Raw genomic sequence first — 15,253 nt, 5'->3', positions numbered from 1 at the left:
CCGGCACGCATCCCGCCGCCGGGGTGTCCACGAGGTCTCCGGTGTTCAGGTTCTTCTTGGTCGACGAACCGATCACCGGAGACCTCATCTATTTCGGCCACCGGCACGCCCGACAGCACCGACCCGGCCCAACTTGCCCAAGCCGACTTCGATACAGGCCCTAGTTGAGCATGAAGACCTTGAAATCGAAGTTGTTGTGGTTGCCGTTCCAATAGCCAAGCCCGGACGCGTTGGCGAATACCGGCGAACGCGCTCGCAGCATCCCGTAGACGTCCGTCGCGGTGTCGTTGGCCCGCTGGACATGTCCCGCGTCGTCAGAGGCGAACACGAGCACGAAGCCGACTTGCCGGTTTCCCGGGTTCCGCTGGCCGAGCGCGGCGTTCACCAGGCCGAGCAGCGTGTCGGCGCCGCCGGCGCGGTAGGCGTTCGGCGACAAGTCGATGGTGATGTCGACGTGGTTGGGATCGAGGCCCACCGGGCGTGGCGATGGCGTCACCGGGATCGGCTGTGGCGTGGCCCCACCTGGCAACACGGCCAGGCCGGCGACCAGCAGGACCAGGAACAGGTCCGCGAACAGCCAGCCGGCCAGCATGGTCAGGCGCGAACGGTTCTGCCTCATCAGTACCCCCCGTGCCCATTGCCGTCCAGGCGGTCGACCACGTGCGCGAGCCGCAGCACCAGCTCCTGGAACTGGTCGGACCGGTCGTTCAGGCCGGTCAGCGACTCGCCCAGCAACTTGGTGGAGTTGCTGACCTCGGTCGCCATCTGGTGGTGGGCGTGCGCTTCGTGCCGTGACAGCGAACGCTCCTCCTCCAGCGCGCCGATCAGCTTCCGGGTTTCCTCCCCGACTTGGCCGGCCAGGGTGGTCAGCGCGAGCTCGGTCTCGCGCAGCTGCTTGATCGTCTCCTGGGTGTCCGACAGCCGCGTGCCGAGGCTGCTCAGTTCCTTGGCGGCCGCCGTCCACTGCTCGAACATGTCGTGCAGCTTGCTGCCGGGGTTGGCGTTCACCGCGGAGACGATGTCGCCGCTGCTCTTGGCCAGCGCCTCCTGAAGCTTGGCCGAGCTGAGCGCGATCGCTTTGCCGATCGCCTTGAGATCGCCGTGGGAGACCCCGGCCGTCTCCCGGCCCGCGGCCTGGGTGAGCGCGACGGTCGCCTCGGCGAGCAGGAGTGCGAGCCGTTGCTGTCGCGCCTGGACTCTCCGGTCGTAGTGGCCACGGACCCAGTGGGCCACCACGGTGAGCGCGACCACGGCGATGACGACGTTCGCCACCACGCCGGCGGACGACGACAGCGGTTCTGTCCGGTTGCCGAACCCCTGTTGCCAGGCCAGCAGAAACGGCGCGTTGCCCGGATAGCTGCTGTACGCCACCAGGGCTGCGGCGATCTTCAGCCAGGTGTAGATGACCGGCACGAAGATCAGCACGTCCCGGGACAGCTCCAGGAATCCCGCGAGCCGGCGCAGGGCGGGGGAGTCCTCCGGCAGCATGACCGCCGGGACGTAGGCCGAGGTCAGGTCCACCCCGACGAATTCCGGTCGACCCAGCTGGTCGGCCAAGCCGCGCAAGGCCGCTTCGCCGGAGGACGGCCCCGTCGCGAGTTTTCTGAGGTCAGCGGTGATTTCGTCCAGAGTTCGGGTCACATCAGCTTCCGGGGGTTCGACGGACGACGACGGAACAGCCACCGCAGCGCCCCGTTGCCCTGCGGGCGTCCCGGGTCGGCGGTGGGCGCGGGCAAGTGGTGGGCCTGGTAGTACCCGAGCCGGATCCGGTGGTGGACCACTTCGCGGCCGGCCGGATCGACGAGCACGGTGTCCAGCGCGTGCAGCAGAACGGGCCCGGCGCGGTCGGCGAGGTCCGCTACGACGTCGCGGGTCAGGACGCGCTTCGGCAACACGGCCAGGTGCTCGACGAGGTAGCCGGAGATCTGCTGTTCGGAACCGGCGAACCGGCGCACGGCTTCCTCCAGCGCGCCCCGGGCCACCAGCGCTCGCATGTCCTCCAGCGTCACCTTGCGCTTGCGCTCGTACAGGGAACGGCACAGCGAGTCGTAGACGTACCGGGCGTTTTCCCCGTCGGTCTCGGACCGCTCGTCGATCCACCGGAGCACCTCGGGGTACACCAGGGAACCGGCGGCCTGGTGGATCAGGACTTGCTTGTCCCGGGCCGTGAGCAGGTCTCCGGCGAGGTACGTCACCGCGTCCAGGTTCGGGGGCACGTGCGGGGACACCAGCTCCAGCGGGAACGGCCCCAACGCGGCGAGGCGGCGTACCTCGGACCGGTCCGCTGCGGCGAACGCCTTGCGCAGCGCCTCGTCCACGATCACCTTCATCACCTCGTGCGGCAGGTTCTGCTGCAGCGTCGTGACGAGCGTGGTCATCGGTGCGCTGCCGGCTGCCGCCCGCAGCAGTTCGGTCGCCTCCGGGCGGGCCAGACCGGCCAGCACCTCCGGGTGCAGCCGGGGCAGCCAGGTGATGTCCGCCAGCACTCCCGGTGCGAACTGCGCGCCGGCCGCCCAGTCGCGGACCTCGTCGACTGTGGCCGGCGGCTGTGACCGCTGAATCCGGTTGACCACGTCGACGCCGTCCGTGACGTAGGCGCCGACGACCGCCGAGGCGAACGCCGCGACGTCGGTCTCGTCCGGGGTGGCCGAGGCGACCAGCCGGCGCCGGCTCGCGGCGGTCGTCGACACCGGGGCGTGCCGCAGGAACACCGCGGTCGGCAGGTGACGTCCGTTGTCGTCCGGCTCGTCGCTGGCGAACGTCGGAGGGCGGCCGATCAGGTCGCCCAGTGCGCAGGTCACCGCCAACGGGTCGGACTCGCCGATCACCGTGTAGCAGTCCCCCGGCGCGCCCAGCAGCTGCCCGAACAGGCTCGCGAGCCGGTCGGGCGGCAGCCGCCGCGCACGGGCGCGGAGGTTCCGGATGCCGTGGTGGGCGCTGGTCTCCAGCGCGGACCAGGACAGTACCCCGTGCTCGAGGGTGTCCCAGCCGCCCCACGACGCCAGCCCCAGCGCGGTCCTCGGGGACAGGTCCCGGCACAGCAACACGTGCGCGGCCGACCCCGGGCGGCCGTCCTCCGCGGCGGCCGGTACCTTCCGCACCAGCGCCCCGACGTCGCCGAGCTGCACGAACGTGAACCCGGCGTCCGGACCCACCGCCCACACGTGGTCCCGCAGGTACGGATCCCAGTCGCTCAGCCCGCTCTCCGGCAGGGTCGACTCGACCGGACCCATGCCGCGCGAACCGAGCAAAGTGGACGATGCCCAGCCGTAGCGGATCTGGTGGACTGTCATGACAGCAACCCCTCGTCGAGAACGCCCGTCATGGCGAACACGGACAGCAGCGGTTTGAGCACCCGGCACTGCCGGAACGCACCGCGGAACACTTGTCCGGACGCCGGGCCGTTGGTCGCCGACACGAAGTGCAACGTGCTGCGGTGGCACTCCTGTGCCGGCCGCAGCCACGGCCGGGCGCCGCGCCGGCTCAGGTACGTGTACACGTCCTCGCTTTCCTGTTCCACGGTGTCCAGCGCCACCTCCTCCTCGCCGCTGCCCCGCGCGAGCCAGTCGCCGACCAGGCGGTCCTGGAACCGGATCAGGTCGGCCTTGGCCACCACGACGGCCGCGGCCACCGGCAGCATCGCCCCGGTCTTCGGCCGGGGCCGGGACTCCAGCCGGCGCAGCGCCACTTCGAAGCTCAGGTCCGGGGTCCCCGCCTTCCGCCGCTGGGGCAGGGACTCCGGGTCGACCACGAACACCAGCGCGTCCGCGGCCGCGTAGAACCGCACCTCCTCGTCGTTCGGCCGGACCAGCTGTTCGCCGGCGATGTCGAAGAAGACCACCGCGAACGACTGGCCACGGTCGTTGGTGACCTTCAGCGCGTCACAGAACTCGACGTTCTGCGCCCGGGTCGCCGGCAGTTCGATCCGCTGGGTGATGAACGGGTGGACGATGTTCGTCAGGTACCGCCGGTGGATGTTCAGGTCCAGCGCGCCGACCCGCAGGCCGAGGCCGGCCAGTGTGGTGTCGTTGGAGCACAGCCGGTGGATCATCGCGGCCAGCAGGTGGGTTTTGCCGGCCTTCGAGTGGCCGACCATCCCGATCGTGATCGGGGTGTAGTCGCCGTAGTCGTAGGGCAGCAGGTGGGTGCCGGGCCTGCCGACCTCCCCGCACGGCCGGTACGCGGTGATCAGCCGGTCGCGCCAGGACTCCTCGCTCTCCCGCGGGTCGCGCACGAGCGGCTGGGGCGTGCCGCCCTCGTCGATCCGGTACGGCGGGGCCGAATTCCAGTTGATCTGCCGGTGGCAGATCGGGCAGTGGACGTTCTTCACAGGAATATCACCAACAGCACGACGGCGACGATCACGAGGACGACCACCCAGATCACCCCGCTCGCTCGCAGCCTGGGCCCGGACAGCGCATACGGGGCCCGCGACGGCGGCGTGTAGGGCGGGTACGGGCGCCGGTCGTACTGCGCGGAGCCGAACGACGGCAGCCGGATCGGCCGTTGCGCGCCCAGCCACGCCGCGTACTCGGCGCGGAAGTGCGCTTGCCTTTCCCGCAACGCCCGGAATTCCGCGCGGACCTGCTGCTCCTGGGCGATCAAGTTCTCCGGTCGCACGCCGAGTGGCCGCTTGTCGAGCCGGCTGAGCAGCGTGCGGGTGGTGGTGCGACGGTCCGGGCTCGGCGCGAACACGTAGTCGATGTCGACGCCGGCGACGAGGTCCCGGTTCAGCAGCAGGTCCCGCAGTTCGGTGTCGTGCACCTGCTCGATCTGCCGGCGCAGCTCGGCCGGGTCGTCCGGCGGTGGCTGTCCGGTGTGGACGTGGTAGACGACGCGGCCGACCGCGAGGACGTCGTCGCCGTGGTGAGCCGGGCGGCCGTCGGGGTACTCGCCGCGCAGCGCGGCCCGTCCGAAGTCGACGATCTGCAGGGTGCTGCCGTCCCAGTGCAGCGTGTCCATGCCGATCGCGCCGTGCACGATGCTGGACACACGCAGCAGTTCGACCCCCGCCAGCAGGTCCCCGATGATTTTCCGGCGGTGCTGCTGCGCGAGTGGCCATTTTTCCGGATCGCGGGCGAGTTCGGACAGCGGCCGGCCGCGATAGGTGACCACGGTCGACGCCGGTGAGCCGGTGAAGTCGTACCCGCGGCATTTCGAGAGAAGTTCACCGCCACGTGTCTCAAGGAACTTCGCCACTTCCAGCTCTCGCCGGAGATACCGCGCGGCCGTCACGGTGTCAATGGCCACTTTGTGCGCGACAGGCCCGTCGAATGCGTTGTTACCCAACCGGTACCCGATGCCACCCATTTGCCGTCGTTGACCATTGAAATCGATCACGTAAGGCACGGCGGCTCGGGCGAGCCCGCGAGACGGCACAAGGGAGATCCGCTCTTCCACCATCGGCCATCCTCGCTCGGCGGTTCCGGGTTCGGTGTTTGAGGATACAGGGCCATTGAGTACGCTCGAACGGCGTCCCAGATTGATCAAGAAGCTGTTCGGGCGTAATGATCATTGTGGCGCGAGCGATTCCCGATGGGACAGTTGACAAAAATTGGACACGTTCGTGGAGGCATTCCGCCGACTGGCCGGTGGGTCGGTATAAACGCAGATGGATCGGGTACGTCGAAACCGAGGATGAGGTCGGTAGTGCCGGACAATGTGACGAACAAGATCATCGAAGTGATGCGGGATCTCTACTTCGACGCGCCCAACGCCCGCTCGTTGCTCATGGGTATCGGGTACCAGCAGGCGCAGATTCCCGAGTTCCACTCGGCTGCGACGTTCTGGCCGCCGGTGATACTCCGGCTCAGCAACGGCATCGTCGAGAACGGCACCGCACGGCTGCTCACCGCGGCCGCGAAAGACCACCCGGGGAACACGCAGCTGTCGGCGTTGCTGGGACAAGCGGGTGCCCCGGCGGCGAGCGCGCCGGAGCGGACGTCCGTGCTGTGCCTGTTCGCCGACCCGGTGCGGACGTCGAAGATCCGGATCGACCGGGAGGCCCGGCTGATGGGCCTGATCGACGACCAGGGGCGCATCGACGTGACCATGCGGCACGCGGTGCGCGTCACCGACATCATCCGGGCCATCGTGCGCGAGCGGCCGCGGATCCTGCATTTCGCGGGGCACGGCACGATCGACGGCGATCTGCTGTTCGAAGACGACCGGGGCGGCGCCGCCTTCGTCGGTTTGGACCGGCTGGCCCAGGCGATCATCGCGGTCACCGATGGGCCGCTCGACTGCGTGGTGCTGAACAGCTGCTTCACCGGCGCGAACGCGGAAGCCTTCCGGGGCGCGACCCGCGCGGTGGCCGGCTCGGTCACCGCGGTCAAGGACGACTGCGCGATGGCCTTCGCTCGTGGCTTCTACACGGCGATCAACGAGGGGTTGCCGGTGGCCAAGGCCTACCGGGCCGGGCGGGCCGAAGCGGGTCTCGCCGAGTGCGACACCGACGGCTTCATGTTCGTCTCCTTCCCCGTTGCGGCGGGAGAGCCGGGATGACCGACGACCTGGTGCGCCGGTTCGAGCGCGGCCGCCGCCGCGGGCGCGACCCGATCAACACCGGCGGCGACGGCCCGGCGACGACGACGACCGACTCGGTCTGGCTGGCCGACTACTGCGACGAGTGCGGCCACACCTTCCGGCAGGGCGACCCGGTCTTCGTCCGGTACGGCCCGCCCCTGGTGGTCCGCCACCACAGCACCGCGCTGCCGTGCTCACACCAGGTCTCGGGCGATGGCGAAACCACCGGTGACGCCCGCGCACAGGTCTTCCACAACGCGCTCGACCGGGCCAACCCGCCGCCGGCCGGGATGCACACCGAACGGCTGCTGCCCGGCCACCCGCTGCTGGTCGCGGTCCGGCCACGGCTGCACTGCGCGTTCTGCAGCAAGACGTTCCGCCCGTACGAGATGGCCGTGCTGTGCCCCTGCAGCCCGGACGATCCGCAGTGCCGGCTGGGCGTGCACCGCGATCCCGGCCGGGGCAACGACTGCTACGACGCGTGGATCGCGAACGGGCCGCTGTCGCGCTGCCCGACCAGCTTCCGGAAGCTGGGGTGACGGGTGCTGACCGAGCGGCACGCGCGGCACGCGCTCATCCCCGACTGGCGCCAGGAGACGTTGACGACGGCGTCCGTGGTGGTGGTCGGTGTCGGCGCGGTCGGCTCCGAGGCGGCGCGGCTGCTCGCCCAGGCCGGGGTCGGCCGGTTGCTGCTGTGCGACCCGGACGTGGTGGAGGTCTCGAACCTCAGCCGGGGCGCGCTGTTCGTCGCGGCCGACGTCGGCCGGCCCAAGGTGGCGGCCGTCGCCGGCGCGCTGCGTGCTCGCGAGCCGGAACTCGTGGTGACCGCCCGGGCCGCCGACTTCCGCAACGGCGTCGGGCTCGCCGAGCTGCGCTCCGCCGACCTGGTGCTCAGCTGCCTGGACAGCGTCGCCGACCGGATCGCGCTGGCGAGCCGGTGCAACTTGGCGGGTTCCGGCATGCTCGATGCCGGCACGTACCCGTGGGGCGGCGAAGTCCGCTACTTCCCTTCCGGCGGCGCGTGTTTCGCCTGCGGGTGCACGCCCGCCGAACGCGCGCTGACCGACTGGCACGTGGCTTGCGCCGACCCGCCGCGGCACGTGGGAGCGTCCGCTCCGGTGTCGGCGCTGACCGCCGCGTGGCAGACGACCGCCGCCATCCGGCTGCTGTTCGGCCTGCCGGTCGCGGCCGGTGCGGTCCGGCTCGACCCGGTCGGCGGCGAGTCCCGTCCGGTCGTGCTGCGCCGTGATCCCGGCTGCCCGTGCCACGAGCGGCTGCCGCCGGACCGGATCACGGTGACCGGGCTGGGCTCCGGCGCCCGGGTCGCCGAGGTGCTCGCCCTGGTCCAGCCCGGCGAGCAGGCGCTCGCGTGGCAGTCGGTCGTCCCGGACGACCCCCTCGGCCCGACCGCGCTCACCGCCGCCGACCCGGACGCGGCCCTCGCCGACGTCGGGGTCCCACCGGGGGAGATCCTCCCTGTCGTCCGGCCGCCCGGCGACGTCAGATACCTGGAACTCACGAAAGAAGCCCCTGGATGAAGCACCCGGAAGTCGCCCGACTGATGTCACAGCTGTACTTCGAGGGGCCGACCGCGAGGTCGGTGCTCATCCAGATCGGCTTCCCCAACCACCTGATTCCCCAGTTCACCGACGCCAACTCGTTCTGGACGACCGCCATTCAGCAGATGGAGCTGGGCCTCGGCCAGCCGGACACGCTCCCCAGCCTGATCGCCCAGACCGCGGAAACGTTCGTGGGCAACCCGGACATCCAGGCGATGCAGGCGAAGTGGTCCGGGGCGCAGCTGCCGCCGTCGGCGGCCACGCCGACGTCACAGGTGCCTGACAAGGGGCCGACCCCCACGCTCACCCTGGTCGGCGCCGACCTGCCGGACGAGTTCCTCCAGGAGGTCCGCAACCAGCTCGGCTCGGTCAACGCCGAGCTGCTGTACGTCTCCAAACAGCAGTGCTCGGTGGCCATCCCGGATCCGGGGGACAACGCTGCGCGCCTGCAGCAGCAGCTCCAGGAGATCATCCAGACGTACGCGCCGGGCGCGAAGATCCAGGTGATCTACGAAAAGTACAACTTCCGCCCGTACCTCTACAGCGAGCTCACCGTGTACGGCCCGGACACCACGCCGTACCTGCTGCAGTCCGTGCCGGCCACCATGACGCCGGCGGACGTGGCGACGGCGATCGTCGCCCAGACGCGCGCCATGAACGACCAGTCCGGCGGGACGGTGAACACGGTCATCGACTGGGAAACCGAGCAAGGCAGGGAGCGGCTCGATCCGGACAAGACGTTGCACGAAAACCACGTCAGGGACAAGGACAAGCTGCGGGTGGGCACCAAGGTGGTCGCCGGGAACATCTCCCCCGAGCAGCGGATGGAGGCCCAGCTGCGGATGCGCGCGCAGATCCGCCGGTTCGCGGCCGGCCACGCGGAGTTCATGATCGCCGACTACGACAACGAGGACCTGCCCAACCAGATCACGTTCGAGCTGGAGGGACCCGGCCTGGCACCGCCGGAGGACCTGGCGGAGTTCCTGGCCGGCACGGAGAACATCAGCCTGGAGGACTACCGGGCGCTGCCGTGGGAAGAACTGCGGCCGGTCCCGATCGACTTCCACCGCTTCGCCATGTACCTGCCGGTGATGTTCCCGGTCGTGGCGCCGTTCGTGGTCTGGCAGACGAAGGTGTTCCACCCGAACATCTGGCGGTTGCCGATGCCGGGCGTCCGCCCCGGCATGGTCTGCCTCGGCCCGCTGATGGACGGCTACCGGCCGGACCTGGACTTCGGCTACCTCTGCCAGCTGCTGATCGACATCGGCACGTACCGCAACTACGACGTGGTGGACGCGTCCACCTACCCCGACCCGGCCGCCGCGCTGTGGGCCCGCACGGCACCCGGCCAGGAGCTGATCCAGTCCATCGGCGGGCCGCCGATGCGGGAGACCACCGAACGCGAGGACGAGAAGCGTGCCACCCCGGCCCTCTGGCTGAGCTTGCTGGCCGACCGGCAGACGGCGGAGGGGCAGTGAGCGAGCCGCCGTCCGGCGTGCGCCGGACGCCGCTGCTGTGGATCGAGCCGGTCCGTGGAGGGTCGAGTGGACATTGAGCTGGTGGTCTTCCGTGGTGAGCGGCAGAAGTTCTTCCGGGTGTTCGACCTCCGGCCGATCCTGCGGCACGCGGCCGTGCACGAGTTCGGTGACGCCGCGAAGGAGGGCAAGGTGCAACTGACCCTGGGGGAGGCGGACGAGCCAGGCACGTATCCCGGGCCACCGGAGATCCGCAACCTGGAGGCGCGGGACGGCAAGTCCCGGCTGCGGCTGGTCAAGGACGGGGACGCCGTGGACGACCGCGAGCTGCGCACGGTCGACCTGCTGGGTCCGGTGCTGGCCGAGCAGCTGCGCCGCCTCCGGCCGGGCGAGACCACCTGGGCGTTCCGGCTGCGGCAGCGGCGGCTCGCCCTCGTCATCGCCGGGGGGAAGCTCGCCGAGCAGCTGCTCGTGCAGGTCACCGGACGGCCCGAGCCGGAAATCCCGGGGTCGGTGGACGTGAACCCGGACGAACGGCGGCACCAGCCGTTCACCCTGACCCAGGTCGACCACCCGGAATCCGAGGAGGTCGAGCCGGCGGACCTGGGCCTGGACCCGGCCGAGCTCGGCAAGGTCAACGTGCTGATGCCGGCCCGGATCCACCAGCTGTTCCTCAAGGACATGGAGCTGGCCACCACCATGGAGGAAGGCGGCTTCATGCTCGGCCGCGTCACCAAAGCGGGCGACCAGGTTCACCTCGTCGAGATCACGCACGTGACACCGGCCCACCGCTCCGGTGCGGGCATGGTCCACTTCACCTTCACCGGGGAATCGTTCCTGGCCGTGGCCCGGCTGATCGAGGAACGCGGCCAGTCCGAGGAGCTCGTCGGCTGGTACCACACCCACCTGCTGGGCGTGGAGGTGGAGATGGGGCTGTCCTCGATCGACGTGGACCTGCACCTGGCCACGTTCCAGCGGCCGTGGCAGGTGGCCGCGTTGATCAACATCCGCAAGCGCGGCCGGACCCTGCGCTTCTTCGGCCGGGACGACAGGACACTCCGGGAGTACGACCAGTGGATTTCCGATGACGGCGGCAAGTACCGCCAAGCAGGTCCTCCGGTGGGCGGTGAGTGAGGTGACCACCGCGTTGCCCGAGGGAGACCTCACGGACGCCACCTGGCTGGCCGGCCCGGACGACGAGGCGCGGCGGCTGATCGGACGGCTGTCCGCGGTCACCGCGGCCCGGTTGCGGCTGGTCGCACCCGTGCTGGGCGACCGGCGACCGCCGGGAACCGGCGCGGCCGCGCTGGCCGCCGCGATCGGTTCGTTCCGGCACGACCGTGCCCGGGAGCTGCTGGGCGCGTTGCGCCCGCCGAGCCGGCCCGCCGACCTGCTGGCGTTCCACGGCCTGGCGGGCCCCGCCACCACGTTGCTGCCTCATCTGGGCGACCTGCTGCGGGACGTGTCGCCGCTGACCGGCGTGCTGGACCGGCCCGGCCGGCGGACGACCGCGACCTGCGAAACCCTGCTCGACCGGCTGCTCTCCGACCCGGCCACGCGGGCGGTGACCGTGCTGCGGTTCGCCACTCCGGCGGACACTCCGGAGCAGTGCCGGTGGCGCGGCGAATGCCTGGCCCAGCTGCGGCACGAGGACCCGGGCTTCGTGATCGACGTCTACGAGACGGCCTTGTTGCATTTCCGGCGGGAGCACGAAATCCGCGCCCGCGCGGCGTGGAGCCGGATCCTCGGCGCGGGTCCTGTCGACGCGGCGGTGCCGACGGCGCTGTGGTGGCGGGCGCTGGCCGAGCTGGAAGCCGCCGAACCGCGCCGGATCCGGGGCCGGACCGTGCTGGAGAACCGCCGGATCGGCACCAACCTGTTCCGGCTGGCACAGACCCGGAGGGTCACGTGAAACTCGAGATCGTCTACCACGACGTCGAACAGATCACCCGGTTCAGCGGGCAGCCGGCGGACATGCCGCTCCAGGAGGCGATCGCGGACGCCAGGCTGGCCCTGACCCGGCCGTTGCCCGCCGACGTGGCGGCGATGCCGGTGAGCTCCGTGGACGTCGTCCGGCTGTCCGTGGAGCAGTTGCCGGAGGGGTGCCGGATCTTCTTCGCCGACGGCACCTCCCAGGTGCTCGACCACGCCGTGCCGGCTCCGGAAACGCCGGACGGCGAACTGGACAGACCGGAGACGATCAGCGAGGGTGACGCCACCCGCATCGCGTACGCCTCCTACGTCCAGGACGCCGCGTCGTTCCTCCGGGCCGGCCTGTCCGTGGTCGTGACGTGCGACAAGATCGTCGTGCCGCACCTGGCCGAGCACATCGTGGCGCAGAGCGGCCAGGAGGCACGGGTGCTGAACGTGCCCGACTCGCCGAACGACCGGACCGAACCGCCGATCGACATGCGGCCGCAGACCGGCATCGCCAGCCTGCGCCAACGGCTGCTGACCCAGCTGCGGGACGTGGTGCAGGACATCGCGGACGGCCAGGTGCTGGTGATCACCCAGCTGGACCTGCTCGGCGGCGGCTCGGATCCGGCACTGGCCAACGAGACCCGGGACCTGGTCGACCTGCTGTACGGCGCGGAAGGCACCGTGCTGCTGGGTTTCAGCGACCCGTCGCTGCAGCTGCCGGAGGTGCTGGCCGCGCGGTTCGCGGTGCGGGTCGCCATCGAGGGCTGCCCGCGCGCGGTCCGGGACCCGCGGGACGGCAGCCGCCGGCCGGTCGAGCGGGTGCTGGTCACCGCGGCCGAGGCCGGGCGGTTCACCGGGATCGACAAGATCGATCTGTACAAGTACGTCGCCGGCCTGAACCCGGTGCGGCTCAGGCAGGCCGTGCGGTACGCGTACGAGGAGACCGAGGGGCGAAGCCCGGTCACCGTGAAGGACCTGCAGGACAACATCCGCAAGTTCAAGGCGCAGGCGTCCAGCAGCTTCGAGATCCCGACCGTGAGCTTCGGGGACATCGGCGGGTACAACGACGTCAAGAGGGAGATCACCCGGGCGCTGGACGTGATGTCGGCGGCGCGGTCACTGCCCGAGGAGTACCGGGAGCTGCGCGGTGAGCTGATCCCGCGCGGGTTCATCTTCCACGGCGAGCCGGGCACCGGGAAGACCCTGTTCGCCAAGGCGATCGCGAACTCCATGGAGGCCACCATCCAGGTGGTGTCGGGCCCCGAGGTGACCAACAAGTACGTAGGCGAGAGCGAGCGCAAGATCCGGGAGCTGTTCGCCGAGGCCCGCCGGAACGCGCCGGCGGTGATCGTGTTCGACGAGTTCGACGCCATCGCCGCCAGCCGCAGCTCGTCCGACGACGGGGGCAGCAGGGCCGGGAACGCCATGGTCGCCCAGATCCTGACCGAGATGGACGGTTTCCGGCCGGACGTGCAGATGCTCGTGGTCGGCACCACCAACCGGCTGGAGATCATCGACCGGGCGCTGTTGCGGCCCAGCCGGTTCCAGAGCTTCCACATCGGACTACCGGACCCCGAGGCACGCCGCGGGATCGTGCGCGTGCACGCCCGGCGGTTCGACATCGACGTGGAGGGGCTGGTCGAGCCGCTGGTCGTGGCGACCGAGGGGTGGAACGGCGACGAGATCAGGGCCTTGTTCCGGGACGCGTTCGTCGGCCGGTGGCGCGAGGACGTCGAGGCGGACGCCGACCGGCTCGGCGAGCTGGTCGGCCACTACCAGCGCGCCAAGCGGGAACAACAGCGAAGCAAGGCGGGACGCCAGTGAAGCCCAGTGATCGTCAGCTGCGGACCATCCGCAGCCTGCAGACCGTGCGGCGGGACCTGGACGCGCGGTTCGTCGGCCGGGCCCAGGCCGTGGCGTTGCTGGTGCTCGCCGTGGTGGCCCGGGAGCACATGCTGCTGATCGGGCCGCCGGGAACCGCGAAGACCGAGTTGATCCAGCGGTTCGCCGGGCTGATCCAGGCCCGCCGGTTCAGCTACCTGCTGACCCGGTTCACCGAGCCGTCGGAGATCTTCGGGCCGCTGGACTTCGAGCAGTTCCAGGCGGGCAGCTACCGGGTGAAGACCGACGACATGCTGCCCGCGGCCGAAGTCGTGTTCCTGGACGAGGTGTTCCAGGGCAGCAGCGCCATCCTGAACACGTTGCTGTCGCTGATCAACGAGCGCCGGTTCCACAACGGGGCGCGGATGGAGCCGACCCCGCTGATCAGCGTGCTCGGCGCGTCCAGCGAACTGCCCGACGACCCGGCGTTGCAGGCGTTCAGCGACCGGTTCCTGCTGCGGCTGGAAGTCGAGCCGGTCGCTTCGGCCCAGCTGCCGGAGCTGCTCGGCCGGGGCTGGGAGCAGGAACGGAACCGGCTGCCTCCGGGTTCCGAACCGCCGCTGCTGCTGATCGAAGACCTCCGGGCGTTGTCGGACAGCGTCCGCGAAGTGGACATCGACCCGGTCCGCGGAATCATGGCCGACCTGGTCGGCGAGCTGCTGGCGCAGGGCGTGCGACTGTCGGACCGGCGGATCGTGCGCGCGCAGAAACTCGTTGCCGCGGCGGCGTTGCTGCGCGAGGACGGGACGGCGCGGCCCAGGGACCTGTGGCCGCTCGCGCACCTGTGGACCGTGCAGTCGGACGCGCGCGTGGTGCGGGACACGGTCGACGAACGGGTTGCGGCTGACGGTGGCGAGCCGTCGTCGGCCTCGCGAAGCCCGGAACAGTTGCTGGCGCTGGCCGAACACGAGGCACGGCGGGTGCTGGACCGGCAGGGGCCGGTGTCCCGGGGTGCGGTGGTCGCGGCCATCCGCGTGGTCAACGAGCTGCTGCAGGAGGCCCGGGCCGACCACCCGGCCGCGCACACCACGCACAAGCTCATCCAGGAGTGGCGTGACCAGGTCACCATGCTGCTCGAACAACAGTCCTGAAGGGACGGCCATGTGCAATCCGAGGAAGGTCAAGGTGGAGGCCACCCGCAAGATCGCCGAGGCGTGGCAGGCGGAGATCAACCGGGCGGCGACCGCGCGTGGCTCCGTGACGTCCGAAGCCAGGTTGACCCAGTCGATCGCCGACCTGCTGCCACCGCGCGCACGGGTGGCCTTCGAGCAGGCCATGCGATCTTCGCCGGACTGGGAGCAGGCCGGTGACGAGTACCGGATGGCGGTTCCCGGCGGGGTCGTGGTCTACCGGCCGGACAGCGGCGAGCTGGAGATCGCGGTCCAGCTGAGTGCCGCGATCGAGGCGGCCGGCACCGCCACCCTGTCCGTGTCCGGTCAGGTCGAGGACGAGATCTCGGCCGAAGCGACCGTCTCGTACTACGACGACGGATACGCCGGGCGGGACAAGAGAACGGCCCAGCGGGAGGCCCAGCTCGCGGCCGACGCCGAACTGGCCAAGCTGGCCCCGAAGCGGCTCGCGGCGCTGAAGCGCGAGGCCGAGGAAGCGGCCCGCCACGAGCTGGACCAGCGGGGTGACGAGGCGATGGCCGAGGCGAAGCGGTCCGCCGAACACCAGTTGACGTTGCGGGCCACCGAATTGCAGAACCCCCTGGACCTGCAGGCCGGACAGCGGCTGGAGGAAGTGCAGGAGGAGACGCTGAAGGGGATCTTCCAGCTGGTGGCGGCCGGGTACTCGGCCGCACTGCAGGAGTACGCGGCGCAGCACGGCGAGAACCTCCAGGTCAGCGAGGAAGAAGGCGTGATCGCGATCGAGTTCGAACTGGAGCGGTGA

General features: G+C 70.5%; 14 protein-coding genes. 9 read left to right on the top strand and 5 right to left on the bottom strand.

The features are described from left to right. Positions 1–160 precede the first annotated feature (160 nt). Genes ACWEGE_RS39130 through ACWEGE_RS39110 form a run of 5 tightly spaced genes read right to left on the bottom strand, consistent with a single transcriptional unit; the run spans position 161 to position 5,403 of the window. Positions 161–619, bottom strand: coding sequence for a hypothetical protein (locus ACWEGE_RS39130; RefSeq protein ID WP_449665531.1), 459 nt, complete (start codon positions 617–619; stop codon positions 161–163). After that, the gene (locus ACWEGE_RS39125; protein WP_449665530.1) at positions 619–1,641 is read right to left on the bottom strand and encodes a hypothetical protein; all 1,023 of its coding nucleotides are present in this window, start codon (positions 1,639–1,641) and stop codon (positions 619–621) included. Before ACWEGE_RS39125 ends, ACWEGE_RS39130 begins: the two co-directional genes overlap by 1 nt. Then, positions 1,638–3,293: a hypothetical protein gene (locus ACWEGE_RS39120; RefSeq protein ID WP_449665529.1), complete on the bottom strand. Its 1,656-nt coding sequence runs from the start codon at positions 3,291–3,293 to the stop codon at positions 1,638–1,640. Before ACWEGE_RS39120 ends, ACWEGE_RS39125 begins: the two co-directional genes overlap by 4 nt. Beyond that, entirely contained in the window at positions 3,290–4,330 is a 1,041-nt protein-coding gene (locus tag ACWEGE_RS39115; protein ID WP_449665528.1) for a TRAFAC clade GTPase domain-containing protein, read from the bottom strand. The genes ACWEGE_RS39120 and ACWEGE_RS39115 overlap by 4 nt, the downstream gene beginning before the upstream one ends. Then, positions 4,327–5,403, bottom strand: a complete 1,077-nt coding sequence (locus ACWEGE_RS39110; protein ID WP_449665527.1) for a hypothetical protein — start codon at positions 5,401–5,403, stop codon at positions 4,327–4,329. The genes ACWEGE_RS39115 and ACWEGE_RS39110 overlap by 4 nt, the downstream gene beginning before the upstream one ends. Positions 5,404–5,649: 246 nt before the next feature. Here ACWEGE_RS39110 and ACWEGE_RS39105 point away from each other — a divergent pair, with 246 nt between their 5' ends. The 9 genes from ACWEGE_RS39105 (at position 5,650) to ACWEGE_RS39065 (ending at position 15,253) form a co-directional block, all read left to right on the top strand. Further along, the gene (locus tag ACWEGE_RS39105) at positions 5,650–6,504 is read left to right on the top strand and encodes a CHAT domain-containing protein (RefSeq protein ID WP_449665526.1); all 855 of its coding nucleotides are present in this window, start codon (positions 5,650–5,652) and stop codon (positions 6,502–6,504) included. After that, the gene (locus tag ACWEGE_RS39100; protein WP_449665525.1) at positions 6,501–7,064 is read left to right on the top strand and encodes a hypothetical protein; all 564 of its coding nucleotides are present in this window, start codon (positions 6,501–6,503) and stop codon (positions 7,062–7,064) included. The genes ACWEGE_RS39105 and ACWEGE_RS39100 overlap by 4 nt, the downstream gene beginning before the upstream one ends. Before the next feature lie 3 nt (positions 7,065–7,067). Next, complete coding sequence (locus ACWEGE_RS39095) at positions 7,068–8,063, top strand: HesA/MoeB/ThiF family protein (RefSeq protein WP_449665524.1); 996 nt, start codon at positions 7,068–7,070, stop codon at positions 8,061–8,063. After that, positions 8,060–9,562 carry a hypothetical protein gene (locus ACWEGE_RS39090; protein ID WP_449665523.1) on the top strand — a complete coding sequence of 501 codons (1,503 nt, stop codon included), beginning with the start codon at positions 8,060–8,062 and terminating at the stop codon, positions 9,560–9,562. The genes ACWEGE_RS39095 and ACWEGE_RS39090 overlap by 4 nt, the downstream gene beginning before the upstream one ends. Before the next feature lie 66 nt (positions 9,563–9,628). Next, positions 9,629–10,693, top strand: coding sequence for a JAB N-terminal domain-containing protein (locus ACWEGE_RS39085; protein ID WP_449665522.1), 1,065 nt, complete (start codon positions 9,629–9,631; stop codon positions 10,691–10,693). Beyond that, positions 10,644–11,471 (top strand): hypothetical protein, encoded by an 828-nt coding sequence (locus tag ACWEGE_RS39080; RefSeq protein ID WP_449665521.1) that lies wholly within the window; start codon positions 10,644–10,646, stop codon positions 11,469–11,471. Before ACWEGE_RS39085 ends, ACWEGE_RS39080 begins: the two co-directional genes overlap by 50 nt. Then, complete coding sequence (locus tag ACWEGE_RS39075) at positions 11,468–13,303, top strand: ATP-binding protein (RefSeq protein ID WP_449665520.1); 1,836 nt, start codon at positions 11,468–11,470, stop codon at positions 13,301–13,303. The genes ACWEGE_RS39080 and ACWEGE_RS39075 overlap by 4 nt, the downstream gene beginning before the upstream one ends. Further along, entirely contained in the window at positions 13,300–14,451 is a 1,152-nt protein-coding gene (locus ACWEGE_RS39070) for an AAA family ATPase (protein WP_449665519.1), read from the top strand. The genes ACWEGE_RS39075 and ACWEGE_RS39070 overlap by 4 nt, the downstream gene beginning before the upstream one ends. A gap of 10 nt (positions 14,452–14,461) precedes the next feature. Then, positions 14,462–15,253: a hypothetical protein gene (locus ACWEGE_RS39065; protein WP_449665518.1), complete on the top strand. Its 792-nt coding sequence runs from the start codon at positions 14,462–14,464 to the stop codon at positions 15,251–15,253.

This window comes from Amycolatopsis sp. NPDC004747, assembly GCF_053601335.1.
The sequence above is the reverse complement of the archived record's forward strand: the minus strand, read 5'-3'. Positions and strand labels throughout refer to the sequence as shown.

What these genes read in the sequence shown, in the direction of transcription:
- ACWEGE_RS39130 (WP_449665531.1), bottom strand. Translation starts at nt 619, where the DNA reads ATGAGGCAGAACCGTTCGCGCCTGACCATGCTGGCCGGCTGGCTGTTC.
- ACWEGE_RS39120 (WP_449665529.1), bottom strand. Translation starts at nt 3,293, where the DNA reads ATGACAGTCCACCAGATCCGCTACGGCTGGGCATCGTCCACTTTGCTC.
- ACWEGE_RS39110 (WP_449665527.1), bottom strand. Translation starts at nt 5,403, where the DNA reads ATGGTGGAAGAGCGGATCTCCCTTGTGCCGTCTCGCGGGCTCGCCCGA.
- ACWEGE_RS39100 (WP_449665525.1), top strand. Translation starts at nt 6,501, where the DNA reads ATGACCGACGACCTGGTGCGCCGGTTCGAGCGCGGCCGCCGCCGCGGG.
- ACWEGE_RS39090 (WP_449665523.1), top strand. Translation starts at nt 8,060, where the DNA reads ATGAAGCACCCGGAAGTCGCCCGACTGATGTCACAGCTGTACTTCGAG.
- ACWEGE_RS39080 (WP_449665521.1), top strand. Translation starts at nt 10,644, where the DNA reads ATGACGGCGGCAAGTACCGCCAAGCAGGTCCTCCGGTGGGCGGTGAGT.
- ACWEGE_RS39065 (WP_449665518.1), top strand. Translation starts at nt 14,462, where the DNA reads ATGTGCAATCCGAGGAAGGTCAAGGTGGAGGCCACCCGCAAGATCGCC.